The 11,906-nt window shown below is 38.4% G+C and carries 12 protein-coding genes; 8 read left to right on the top strand and 4 right to left on the bottom strand.

Features of this window, described 5'->3' with window-relative positions; all coding sequences use genetic code 11:
* The first annotated feature begins 15 nt into the window (after window positions 1–15).
* The 8 genes from AC04QZ_RS13980 (at window position 16) to AC04QZ_RS13945 (ending at window position 7,436) form a co-directional block, all read left to right on the top strand.
* On the top strand, window positions 16–747 hold the full coding sequence (locus tag AC04QZ_RS13980; protein ID WP_478358250.1) for a gamma-glutamyl-gamma-aminobutyrate hydrolase family protein: 732 nt from the start codon (window positions 16–18) through the stop codon (window positions 745–747).
* 49 nt (window positions 748–796) lie between these two features.
* Window positions 797–2,161, top strand: coding sequence for an aldehyde dehydrogenase family protein (locus tag AC04QZ_RS13975; protein ID WP_478358249.1), 1,365 nt, complete (start codon window positions 797–799; stop codon window positions 2,159–2,161).
* A gap of 3 nt (window positions 2,162–2,164) precedes the next feature.
* Complete coding sequence (locus AC04QZ_RS13970; protein WP_086549102.1) at window positions 2,165–2,554, top strand: SpoIIAA family protein; 390 nt, start codon at window positions 2,165–2,167, stop codon at window positions 2,552–2,554.
* A 442-nt stretch (window positions 2,555–2,996) separates the two neighbouring features.
* A complete protein-coding gene (locus tag AC04QZ_RS13965; protein WP_478358248.1) occupies window positions 2,997–4,946 on the top strand; it encodes a beta-N-acetylhexosaminidase in 1,950 nt (649 codons plus the stop codon).
* Window positions 4,947–4,959: 13 nt separating this feature from the next.
* Window positions 4,960–5,847 carry a hypothetical protein gene (locus AC04QZ_RS13960; RefSeq protein ID WP_478358247.1) on the top strand — a complete coding sequence of 296 codons (888 nt, stop codon included), beginning with the start codon at window positions 4,960–4,962 and terminating at the stop codon, window positions 5,845–5,847.
* Entirely contained in the window at window positions 5,844–6,335 is a 492-nt protein-coding gene (locus tag AC04QZ_RS13955; protein ID WP_478358246.1) for a CYTH domain-containing protein, read from the top strand. Before AC04QZ_RS13960 ends, AC04QZ_RS13955 begins: the two co-directional genes overlap by 4 nt.
* A 205-nt stretch (window positions 6,336–6,540) precedes the next feature.
* Window positions 6,541–7,005: a BON domain-containing protein gene (locus tag AC04QZ_RS13950; protein ID WP_478358245.1), complete on the top strand. Its 465-nt coding sequence runs from the start codon at window positions 6,541–6,543 to the stop codon at window positions 7,003–7,005.
* Window positions 7,006–7,013: 8 nt separating this feature from the next.
* On the top strand, window positions 7,014–7,436 hold the full coding sequence (locus AC04QZ_RS13945) for an SH3 domain-containing protein (protein ID WP_478358244.1): 423 nt from the start codon (window positions 7,014–7,016) through the stop codon (window positions 7,434–7,436).
* 52 nt (window positions 7,437–7,488) lie between these two features.
* Here AC04QZ_RS13945 and AC04QZ_RS13940 read toward each other — a convergent pair whose 3' ends face one another.
* The 4 genes from AC04QZ_RS13940 to AC04QZ_RS13925 form a co-directional block, all read right to left on the bottom strand.
* Window positions 7,489–8,124 carry a response regulator gene (locus AC04QZ_RS13940; RefSeq protein ID WP_478358243.1) on the bottom strand — a complete coding sequence of 212 codons (636 nt, stop codon included), beginning with the start codon at window positions 8,122–8,124 and terminating at the stop codon, window positions 7,489–7,491.
* Between the two features lie 522 nt (window positions 8,125–8,646).
* Window positions 8,647–9,615, bottom strand: coding sequence for an FKBP-type peptidyl-prolyl cis-trans isomerase (locus AC04QZ_RS13935; RefSeq protein WP_478358242.1), 969 nt, complete (start codon window positions 9,613–9,615; stop codon window positions 8,647–8,649).
* Between the two features lie 203 nt (window positions 9,616–9,818).
* Window positions 9,819–10,805: an FKBP-type peptidyl-prolyl cis-trans isomerase gene (locus AC04QZ_RS13930; protein ID WP_478358241.1), complete on the bottom strand. Its 987-nt coding sequence runs from the start codon at window positions 10,803–10,805 to the stop codon at window positions 9,819–9,821.
* Window positions 10,806–10,853: 48 nt separating this feature from the next.
* Window positions 10,854–11,864 carry a DHH family phosphoesterase gene (locus tag AC04QZ_RS13925; RefSeq protein ID WP_086549092.1) on the bottom strand — a complete coding sequence of 337 codons (1,011 nt, stop codon included), beginning with the start codon at window positions 11,862–11,864 and terminating at the stop codon, window positions 10,854–10,856.
* Window positions 11,865–11,906: the final 42 nt, after the last annotated feature.

The raw sequence follows: 11,906 nt of genomic DNA, 5'->3' as shown, positions 1-11,906 counted from the left end.
GTGTAATTAATTAATATGTCTGATAAAATAATAATTGGGGTTACTGACTGTAGCAAATTCGACATCTATCGCGATTGGGTTTTATCCTACAACAAAAGTGTAGAGGTAATCCAGCTCGGGTACAAGCTCAACAATTTCGAAGAAATCAAAAAATGTGACGGTATTGTTTTAACCGGAGGAGAAGACATTCACCCCCGCTTTTACAACCATCCCGAATATTATCCTTACTGTTATGAGGACGATATTGATGAGAAACGTGATGAGTTTGAGTTTAAGGTTTTAACCTATACTGAAGCCCATGCTGTTCCCGTTTTGGGCATTTGCCGCGGCATGCAGGTAGGCAATGTATTTTTTGGCGGAACTCTGATCCCTGATATTCCAACCTGGGGAAAATTTGATCATTCAAAAATGCACGATAAATCAGACCGCTATCATGAAATTCTGGTCAATCCTTCCTCCTGGCTAAACCAGATCGTAAATACCGATAAAGGCTTAGTAAATAGTAACCACCACCAAAGCACCGATAAAATAGGGAAAGGCCTGGTGGTGAGTGCAATCTCGCCAGATGGTGTTACTGAAGCCATGGAGCGGATGGAACCTGAAGGAAAATCCTTTTTGTTATTTGTACAATGGCATCCCGAAAGGTTAAAAAACCAGCAGGGCGCCTTTAGCAAAAACATACACGATGCATTTATAAATTCAATTAGGCTTAACGGATTATTGGATTTCAAGATCCAAAACAAATAAATTAAAGTTAATTCTGTGTAATCACTTTAATCTGCAAATCACATAAAAGATGCAAATCATCAACCCAGCAACAGCAGAAATCATCACCAGTTTAGAAGAGGATAATTTATCCACACTTCAGCTAAAATTTGATGCTTTACAAAAAGCACAGCCACAATGGGCAGGGAAAACCCTTCAGGAAAGGATTGCTGTGATCACTCATTTTAGTGATTTACTGGAAGCCGAAATAGAAAAGCTCGCCTCAGTGTTAACCTCCGAAGTGGGTAAACCACTACAACAATCGCGCAACGAAATTAATGGCGCAAGGGCCCGCATCAAATGGATGTTGGCCAATGCCGAAAAATACCTGGCCGATGAAATAATGACAGATGAACCAGGGATCAAAGAGATCATTAAATACGAACCATTGGGTGTAGTTTGTAATATCTCAGCATGGAATTACCCTTATCTGGTTGGTGTAAATGTATTCATTCCGGCTTTACTCAGTGGCAATACCGTAATGTACAAACCATCAGAATATGCTACTTTAACCGGAATCGAGATTGAAAAGTTATTAAAAAAAGCAGGTGTACCTGATGATGTCTTCCATATCGCGATTGGCGCTAAAGAAACAGGAGCAGCTTTATTAAACATGAATTTTAGTGGCTATTTCTTCACGGGCTCCTACAAAACAGGGAAATTGATTTATGAAAAAGTAGCTGCAAAAATGGTTCCCTGTCAATTGGAATTAGGCGGAAAAGATCCATTGTACATTGCCGACGATGTAACCGATGTTGCTGCGGCAGCTATTGGTACTGCCGATGGTGCTTTTTACAATAACGGACAAAGCTGCTGTGCTGTAGAACGTATTTATGTGCAGGAGAAAAACTACGATGATTATTTAAACGCTTTCGTTACCGAAGTTAAAAGCTGGAAAACCGGCCTACCCACCACCGAGGGCGTGTACATTGGTGCCCTAACACGGAAAGAACAGATTTCGGTATTGGAAAATCAGGTTAAAGATGCCTTAAATAAAGGCGCAAAATTATTAACAGGCGGTAAAGCCGTTGAGGGAAAGGGTTATTATTTTGAACCAACCGTGTTAACGGGTGTTACCAATGATATGCTGGTGATGCAGGAAGAAAGTTTCGGACCAATTATCGGCATCATGAAAGTGAAAGATGATACCGAAGCTTTAAAGATGATGAAAGATACAGATTATGGTTTAACAGCATCGGTTTATACTGCCAGCCAGGAAAGGGCCGAAAAAATACTGGCTCAGTTAGATGCCGGTTCGGGTTACTGGAATTGCTGCGATCGGGTAAGTGCAGCCCTACCCTGGAGCGGAAGAAAATATTCGGGCATAGGCGCGACCCTATCCCATCAGGGCTTAAGGGCTTTTACCAAACCAAAAGGCTATCATTTAAGGGGGTAATAAATGGAAAACGACAGCGACAAACAACTTATCGAAGGCGAAATTGCCGATTATTTATTGACAGATGATGGGATACTGATTTCATACAGTAAAAGTATTTTACGTACGGTAGAAAATATTTCGGCCAATGTGGCGCTGGTGAAGAAAATCACCAATAACAAAAAGGTTCCATTGTTAATTTACTTAAAAAATTCTCCTGTTCCGGACAAAGAAACACGAAAGTTTTCTACTGAGCAGTTGCCTCAGATTTATACCGCGATGGCCATGGTGTCGAAACCTGGTTTAGCACAATTGATTATGAAAATCCTGTTTAAATTTCAAAACCCACCTATCCCGATTAAATCTTTTACTGATGATGAGAAAGCCAGGGCATGGTTAACACAGTTTTTGTAGTTTACGAGAAATCGTCATTGCGAGAAGGCTTTTCAGCCGACAGCCCGTCCCGACCTTTCGGGGAAGCAATCTAAATGTGCAGGTAGCGATCGTTGTAAGATTGCTTCGTTCCTCGCAATGACGACCTTTCTATCGAACTATGTCAATGGTAGCTTGTCAAAGGACAATCTTTTTAAAAATCGGGGCAAAATGACTATTCCCGCAGATCAAAAAGATCTTCGCAGATGATAACTTTATGTAAATTTTGTAGTTAAGTCTTCCGCTCAGACTGACTATCTCCAGTAATACCCTAAATTCAATCACGATTTTATCCAACTCCAAACGCTATGCGCCCTGCGCTTGGCTTCCAGCACATTTCCCTTCGCACAAATACCTCCAATTAAAATCTTTTTTAATAAATTGCGGATTATACTTATCCGGTTAACCCGTTTTAATTATTTTAATGAAAAAATTATTCCTGATTATCTCCTGCTGTTTTTTCGCAGCCAATACTTTCGCTCAATCTATTGTTACAGAAACGGAAATCGGCGATGCTGAAAGCGCAGTGGCACCAACACCAATTGCCATTATACCAGAGCCAGTATCTTTAATGAAAAAGGCAGGTACTTTCACCTTGCCTGAAAATGTAACGATCCAAACGCTTAAAAGTGGAGAACTAAAACAATCAATCGCATATCTTTCTGACCGGATTACTACAGCTACAGGCAAATTTGTAAGCACCGTAAGCAATTCGAGCCATCCTACCATCAAACTGATCTTAAACACGCAGGAAGATGCGCAACTGGGTAAAGAAGGTTACAAATTAAATGTTAATCCAACCCAGGTGGTCATCACTGCCAATCAGCCTGCAGGTATTTTTTATGGTGTCCAATCGCTACTTCAGCTTTTCCCGGCCGAGATAGAAAGTAAAGAACAGGTAAGCGGCATCAAATGGAAAGCACCTTGTGTTGATGTCATAGATTATCCAAAATTGGGCTGGAGGGGTTTAATGTTCGATGTTGCCCGTCACTTTTTCACTAAACAGGAGGTAAAGCAGTTTATCGACGATATGGTACGCTATAAATTTAACCTCCTGCACTTACACCTTGTAGATGATGAAGGTTGGAGAATTGAAATTAAAGGCTTGCCTAAATTAACCGAAATAGGTGCCTGGAGTGTTAAAAAAACCGGAACTTTCGGCGATTTTATCCCCCCTGCCGCTGATGAGCCCCGCACTTATGGTGGTTTTTATACCCAGGAAGATATTAAAGAGCTTGTTCAGTATGCACAAGAACGTTTTGTAAACATATTACCGGAAATCGATGTTCCGGGCCATAGTTTAGCTGTTATCGCCTCTTACCCGGAATTATCGTGCACGCCTGACGCCGTTAATTATAAAGTTCGCTCAGGTGAGAAAATAATGGATTGGAGCCGTGGTGCGCCGCCAACAGCTTTGGTTGATAATACCCTTTGCCCGGCAAACGAGAAAGTTTATGTATTCTTAGACTCGGTACTTACCCAGGTGGCTAAACTTTTTCCTTTCGAATACATTCATATGGGTGGCGACGAAGCCCCGCATAATTTCTGGGAAAAGAATGACCAGGTTAAAGCTTTAATGCAACGCGAAGGTTTAAAAACCATACCTCAGGTACAGGCCTATTTTGAAAAACGGGTAGAGCAAATTGTCATTTCAAAAGGCAAAAAGTTTATGGGTTGGGACGAAATTCTTGAAGGAGGTGTATCGCCAACAGCAGCCGTAATGAGCTGGAGAGGGATGAAATATGGTATTGAGGCGGCCAACGAAAAACACAATGTGGTAATGAGCCCGACTGATTTTGCCTATTTAGATTATATGCAGGCTGATGCCATTACTGAGCCAAAAGTATATGCTTCGCTCAGGTTAAATAAAGCCTATCAGTTTAATCCTGTTCCGGCGGGCGTAAACGCACAATATGTTATTGGTGCACAGGCCAATCTTTGGACAGAGCAGGTATTTACCTTCCGCCAGGTAGAATATATGGTTTATCCACGTGCATTTGCTATTGCTGAATCCATATGGAGTCCGATTGAAAAGAAAAACTGGACCAATTTTGTTGATCGTACACAACAGCATTTCAAAAGATTAGATTTTGCAGAGATTAAATATTCACCTGCCATTTACGATCCGATTTTTACGGTAAAACGCAGTGCCGACAAACAATTAATGGTTGAATTAACCCCGGAAATAGACGGTTTAGACATTTATTACAGCTTTGACAACTCTACTCCCGACCGCTTTTACCCGAAATACACAGCCGCACTACAGGTGCCAAAAGATGCCAGTATGTTACGTGTAATCACTTATCGCGGGAAACAACCGATTGGAAGACTGATTAGTATGCCTATTGCTGATTTACAGAAAAGGGCGAGATAAAAATCCAATTAAAATGAAAATAACGCTCACATTGATCTTAAGCTTTTTTAGCATTTTCGGCAGTGCCCAAATAAAACTGGAAGCTAAAGATTTAACAAATCTTGTTGCCATTTCAGAAATCTATTCGGCAAATGTAAATGCAACAGGTGATGAATTTGCAAAGTCAATTGAATCATTGCGAACATCAAAGTTATCTCATCTTGTCGATGTATTACTGGAAGTTGGTAAGGGCAGAAAAGAAATCTTGGCACATTTAAAACGACCTGACAATGATGAATTGATGATGTGGTACGTACTTCGGGAGATCCACTACAATAACAGCGGCAAAACCAAAACGGATAGGCCTTCTTTAACTATAGCGAATGAAATATTAAACACCAAAATTGATGAAAAACTATTGTTGGACAACTATTATTACCGCTTACATGGTGGTATAGCAATGTTGTTTAATGATCATGACATGAGCGATATAAATATTGATATTGAAAGTTTTGGCTTAAAAAACAACGCTGAAAAGGGAATATTTTTCTTAAGCATAGTAGATGAACTAATCGGAAAACGCTTTAAAGTTCTTAGTATGATGAAGAATAATGCTAAAATCTTAGAATTTTATAGTAAGATGCCGACTTTCAACAATAAACCATATTTCTACTATACAGATTTTGGCTACGATGATTTCGAATGGACTGGGTATGATAAACCAGAACATTACAATGTTGTTCACGTTAATAATTTGTATAATACGCTTATGGTGCAATTTGTAGCCACAACTCAATTAAAAGGAAAAGAAGAAGGCCAGAAGATATACTATAATTCTATTCTATACATGCCGCAATATTTTAAATATACTACGGCAAAAGATGACCTTGAACAGGTTTATGAAAAATTAAAAAAGAATTGATCAAAGAAGAAAACTTAATGGGTAAAGAAATAGAACGTAAATTTTTGATCAATCAGCAGAAGTGGGATAACCTGAGCAAACCAGCAGGAAAACTTTTTAGACAAGGTTATTTACTGAGCGATAAAGATAAAACGGTGCGCGTAAGGGCAACCGAAACCAAAGGTTTTTTAACGATAAAAGGCCAAACGATTGGTGCCACCAGGATGGAATACGAGTATGAAATCCCGGTTGCTGAGGCCACAGAATTATTGGATAATTTCGCTTTATCTGAACTTTCAAAAACACGCTATGAAATTACGGTTAACGGTAAAGTTTGGGAGATAGATGTATTTTTAGGTGATAACAAAGGCTTGATTGTTGCCGAAATTGAACTTGAAAGTGAAGACGAAATATTCGACCTCCCGGATTGGGTAAGCAAAGAAGTTACCGAAGAAGAAAAATATTACAACTCCAATTTAACGGTAAAGCCATTTAAAGACTGGATTTAGTACAACCTATAGACCTTGCAAGTTTGAAAACCTGTGAGGTCTTTTTATATCCAGCGCCTTTTTTATAAATAATTAATAGATTTCACTTTCTAGTTAAATGCATTTCATATATTAGCTTTATCGAAATCATCCCACCGGTAAAGCGGAAATTATTTTAATTTCTAAGCATTGTATTATCAAATAATATCAATATAAAACCAAAAGGATGAAAACAACTAAATTATTAATGAGCATGGTTATTGCAGCTACACTATTTTTTGTAGGCTGTAAACCAAAAGATGCGGCAATCCAGGCTGCAATTCAAGCCAAAGAGGCAGCAGGTATTACCGTGGCAGTTACTAAAGGCGAAGTAACTTTAACGGGCCAGGTTGATGATGAAGCTACAAAAGCCAAAGCAGAAGAAATTGCAAAGGCAGAAAAAGGCGTGAAATCTGTAATCAACAACTTAACGGTTAAACCAGCAGATTTGCCTGTTGTAATTGCCGAAGACCCCGTTTTAATCAAAAATGTTGCTGACGCTACCAAAGATTTTCCGACGGTGAAAGCCGAAGTTAAAGATGGTGTGATTCTCCTGACAGGCGAAATTAAAAAAGCCTCGTTAATTACTTTAATGCAACATTTGAGTGCATTAAACCCTAAAAAAATCGATAATAAATTAACCGTTAAATAAACCCGACCATGGCATTAGCAGATAAATACAAAGCATTAACTGACGCAGCAACTGCGGCAGGCATAGCAGATTTAGCAGTAAGGGAGCAGGACGGGATTCTATACATCGACGGGACTGCTGCCGATGGTGCAACTAAAGATCACCTTTGGGAAGTTTATAATCAGATTGATCCAAACTTTACGTCTGGCGATTTGGTGCTGAATGTAAATGTGGCTATTGATGCCGCCGTTACCCATGCCAAAGTGATTACACAGAGCAGTAATTTAAATATCCGTAAGGGCCCCGGAACGGATCAACCCATTGTAGGTAAAGCTGCCCATGGCGAGGTAATTACCCTCGTAAACAGAAGCAACGATTTATGGTGGCTGGTTCGCACCAACGATGGCGAAGAAGGCTATTGTTATGCCCAGTATCTGGAAGCACAAGCTTAAAAATGCAAATGGATCTCGCAGGTTGCTGCATCCTGCGAGGTCTGTTTTATAATTAAATCAGCTGATGTTCGTACGCAAAATTCAGTAAACCAACAATTGATTTTACACCGGTTTTGCGCCAGATGTTTTTACGATGGGTTTCTACAGTATGCTCAGAAATAAACAGCATCCGGCCAATATCTGCCGAAGTATATTCTTTAGCAATCAACCTGATAACCTCTATTTCACGCGGCGACAAAATATTTACTTCTTCAGTATGATTTTCCCGCTGGTAACCATTAATAAATTTAGCTGTAATGGAATTTTGTATATAAGTTTCGCCAAGCATCACTTTATTAATGGCTTTATGCAATTCTTGAAACTTTACATTTTTTAATAAATAACCGGTCGCCCCCGACTTGATCATTTTCGAAATATTGATAAAATCATCCTGCATAGAAAGCACAATAACTTTAATTTTCGGAAATTCTCTTTTAATCAATTTAGTTAAATCAGCTCCGATCTTCTCGCAAACACTAACATCGGCAACCACAATATCTGGCGTTTTAGTTCTAATCAATCGCTCGGCAAGCGCGGCAGAATTGGCCTTACCAACAACAACAATACTTTCAGAATCACTCAGAATGGATTCAACACTATCCATTAATGCATCATAATCGTGAATTAAAAAGACCTTGATCTTTTCCATAAAGTTTAGTTTTAAAACGTTAATCCTTTTTCACCAGCATTTCGGGCAAAAAATTTGAAGCGATTTTAATTAAGTTTAACTTTTTTCAAAATCTACCCAATATTCTATCAAAAGCTTTAAATTTTATGTTTTTAACTAAGGTAAGTAGCAATTTGTTTTCAGTATTTTCCAATAAATTAACATCCTGCCTTTGCATAGCGGTTGAGTGAAGCCATTTGGAAATACGTTGGTTATTTTTACGGCACTTTGGGTAATGATACAAAGCCATTACCTGTCTACAATATCCATCCTTTATAAAAAGATTGAAAAATATGCTAAACAGCATTAATTTCAGGCCCAGAAACATCGTAGTACTGTTTGAGCGCATAGTGATAATAGGGGATGATTAATTGTTTTGTTAATCTAATTTAAACAAAAATTTTATTTTGCTACTATAATTATCAATTTCTTAATATAAAAAAAGCGCAAGCCCAGTATGATAATTTACTGATCCTTGCGCTTTTTTTTGTGATGGTAAATATTTTACTTCGCTAGCGGTACTGCCACATTTGGTTTAATAATACCTTTCAGTTCTACATCAAATACCAGTGGCGTAAATGGATTAATTGGTCCGCCGCCATTTTCACCAAAACCCAGTCTTGATGGCAAAATCATTTTGATTTTACCGCCAACACCAATAAGCTGAATACCCTGGATAACGCCTTGTGGCAATTGGCCTAAGGGTAAGCTACGTGGCACATATTGAACACTTTCAGAGAAAATCCCGGCTTCTTTTGCAATTTTAGCATTCGAAGTATCAAAAACGTTCAATGTTCCATTCGATTTTTTGTTGGTAAACTGGCCCGTGTAGTCCATTAATACCGTATCGGTTAAAGTTGCTCTTTCCGAGTTTCCCGGAGCAGAAATGACATATTGCAATCCAGATGGCGCAGTAGTCACCTTTAAATCGTTCTCGGCGACATATTTGGCAATTTTAGCAGGCTCTACTACTTTATTTTTTTCATTTAGTGCTTTGTATTCCGATTCAAAGAAAAGTCGTTTCTTCGCTTCGAAAATCGAATCAGGATCTTTCCCTTTATGCAATACCTTCTCAATTTTAATCGTAAAAGAAGCAATGTTTGATTTTAAGCCTTTTGGTTTAGGCTGACCTGAATATTTCTCCATCGAATCCAGGTTCAATTTAAAAACAGCACTATCTCCTTCGCCAAGCAGTTTTAAGCCCGAGGCTAAATCGCCTTTAAACATCGATTTGCTAATGGCAAAGAAAGCAGGGCGTTCATTATCATAGGTATTTACCATTACCGAATCGGGATTAGTATTGGTTTCAACCGTTTGGACGCCGTTTAACTTTACATAATCGCCATCCTGAATTTTTGGCTTACCATCACTTTTATAGATCTTGTAAGTCATATCTCCTTCACCCTTTTCGAATTTGTTACAGGCAGACAGACCTAATGCTGCTGCCAAGAGAATAATAATTCTGTTCTTCATTTAAGTTTTATTTATTTAAAAACAGCTGGACTATCTTTTTTTCAAAATACCTGCTATTTTATTAGATCACTACAAAGATAGGTTATAATAAGTTTTTATAAATCTTTGAAATGTTTTATTTCCTGGTTCAGTATCAAAAAAATACGGGCAAAAAAAATCCTGCTTAACTAAATAAGCAGGATTTTAAAATATTGGTTAAAAAATTATTTTTTAACAACCGGAGCAACTGGAGCCGCTGGAGCTGGTTTTCCTTTGATAATATCTTTGATTTCTAAATCGAAAGCAATAGGGCTGAAAGGCATAATACCTACTTGTGGTGCACCTTGCTCTCCATAACCTAAGTTAGAAGGAATAATCACTTTAATTTTACCACCTTTACCAATTAACTGTAAAGCTTCAGTAAATCCTGGGATTGTACCGCCAACTGGCATTTTTTGAGGACCGTAAGGTTTACCTGGCTTAAATTCGTTTTCTGCTTTAGCCAGTTTCTCATCACTTGTATCGAAGATTTTGTATTTACCATCTTTACCTTTTTTAGTTACTCTACCAGTATAATCAATTAATACAGTATCGCCTAAAGCTGGTTTTTCTGCACTACCTGCTTGTTCTATAATGTAGTGTAATCCACTTGCAGTAGTTTTGGTAGCCAGTTTAGTATCTTCTAAATATGCTTTAAGTTTAGCAGGTTCAGCAGCTTTTCTTTTTTCTGTAGTAGCTTTATAATCAGCCTGGAAATATTCCTGTGCTCTTTTGTTAAAAGTAGAATCAGCTTCGCCAGTTTTTTTCTTGAATACTTTTTCGATTTTTACTGTAAAAGTGATGTATTTATCATTTTTGAACTGCTCTGGCTTAGGTTGTTTACTATGAAGTGCCATAGTATCTAAGTTTACTTTAAAAGTAGCGCTATCGCCTTCTCCAAACAATGTTAAAACATCGTTCATATCACCAGCATACATTTTTTTCTGTGCAGGAAATACTGCAGGAGTTTCGCTATCGAAAGTGCTTGATAAAACTGAATCTTTATCGTTTTTCTGAATAAAATTCATTTTAACGATATCGCCTTCTTTAATTTTCTCGTTACCTGCCGAGTGGTGAATGGTATACAATAACCCACCAGCTCCCTTTTTCTCTTTGTTACATGCCGCTAAACCTAAAGTGGCTGCTGCTAGAATAATAATTCCCTTTTTCATTTATTTAATTTGACTTTTTTAAGTTTTTATTGTTTTTATTTCTTGTTTCTAAGCAATCAATTGTTCTTTATATTCTGCTAATATCGATTTAAATTCGGTTATTACATCAGCTAAAGGTTTTTCTGCTGCACCACCTGCTGCATTTCTGTGCCCACCGCCATTAAAATACTTTTTACAGATTTCGTTGGCTGGAAAATCGCCTGTTGACCTCACCGATAATTTAACTTTATCCGGACGCTCAACAATTAATGCGGCTAAACGGATCCCGTTAATTGATAAAGCATAGTTCACCACGCCCTCCGTATCACCGGTTGCGCTATGGTATTGTGCCAGTTCTTCTTTGGTAACCGAAATAATGGCGGTATTGTATTCTCTGATCACCTCTAACTTGTTTGACAGGCAATAACCCAAAAAGCGTAAACGATTTTCGCTTGCGTTATCGTATACCAATTGATGGATTTTCCAATGCTCTGCACCCAGATCGATCAAATCTGCTGCAATACGATAAACCTCAGCTGTTGCTGATGGGAAACGAAAAGATCCCGAATCGGTCATAATACCGGTATACAAACAAGCAGCAACATCTTTATTGATCCCAGCTTTATCTTCCAATTGGTTAACAATAAAATCGTAAACCAACTGCGCAGCAGCACAGGCATTGATATCCCAGTGACGGTAATCATCAAAATCCTCAGGTTCGAGGTGATGATCAATCATGATTTTTTTTGCGCCCGCTGCCCTAACCAATTCGCCTAACTCATTAATACGGCTTAGGGTATTAAAATCAAGGCAGAAAATAACCGAAGCTTCATCCACTAACCTGGCTGCTTCTTCTTGCTGCTCCGTAAAAATAATAACATCGCCATTATTAGGCATCCAATGTAAAAAGGTAGGGTAATCTGTGGGTGTGACCACCTTAACATGATGGCCTTTTTGAATTAAATATCCATATAAACCTAAAGATGAACCCATCGCATCGCCGTCGGGTTTGTGATGCGTAGTGATCACAATTCGTTGTGGCGTAGCCAATAATGTTTTTAATTCAGTTAGTGTAAGCATATATTTTTTGCGCTGCAAAGCTAAGTAAATTTAGATTAGGAT

It is taken from the genome of Pedobacter folensis, from assembly GCF_056490665.1.
This window is presented reverse-complemented; position numbering and strand designations above follow the sequence as displayed.

What these genes read in the sequence shown, in the direction of transcription:
- AC04QZ_RS13980 (WP_478358250.1), top strand. Translation starts at nt 16, where the DNA reads ATGTCTGATAAAATAATAATTGGGGTTACTGACTGTAGCAAATTCGAC.
- AC04QZ_RS13975 (WP_478358249.1), top strand. Translation starts at nt 797, where the DNA reads ATGCAAATCATCAACCCAGCAACAGCAGAAATCATCACCAGTTTAGAA.
- AC04QZ_RS13970 (WP_086549102.1), top strand. Translation starts at nt 2,165, where the DNA reads ATGGAAAACGACAGCGACAAACAACTTATCGAAGGCGAAATTGCCGAT.
- AC04QZ_RS13965 (WP_478358248.1), top strand. Translation starts at nt 2,997, where the DNA reads ATGAAAAAATTATTCCTGATTATCTCCTGCTGTTTTTTCGCAGCCAAT.
- AC04QZ_RS13960 (WP_478358247.1), top strand. Translation starts at nt 4,960, where the DNA reads ATGAAAATAACGCTCACATTGATCTTAAGCTTTTTTAGCATTTTCGGC.
- AC04QZ_RS13950 (WP_478358245.1), top strand. Translation starts at nt 6,541, where the DNA reads ATGAAAACAACTAAATTATTAATGAGCATGGTTATTGCAGCTACACTA.
- AC04QZ_RS13945 (WP_478358244.1), top strand. Translation starts at nt 7,014, where the DNA reads ATGGCATTAGCAGATAAATACAAAGCATTAACTGACGCAGCAACTGCG.
- AC04QZ_RS13940 (WP_478358243.1), bottom strand. Translation starts at nt 8,124, where the DNA reads ATGGAAAAGATCAAGGTCTTTTTAATTCACGATTATGATGCATTAATG.
- AC04QZ_RS13935 (WP_478358242.1), bottom strand. Translation starts at nt 9,615, where the DNA reads ATGAAGAACAGAATTATTATTCTCTTGGCAGCAGCATTAGGTCTGTCT.
- AC04QZ_RS13930 (WP_478358241.1), bottom strand. Translation starts at nt 10,805, where the DNA reads ATGAAAAAGGGAATTATTATTCTAGCAGCAGCCACTTTAGGTTTAGCG.
- AC04QZ_RS13925 (WP_086549092.1), bottom strand. Translation starts at nt 11,864, where the DNA reads ATGCTTACACTAACTGAATTAAAAACATTATTGGCTACGCCACAACGA.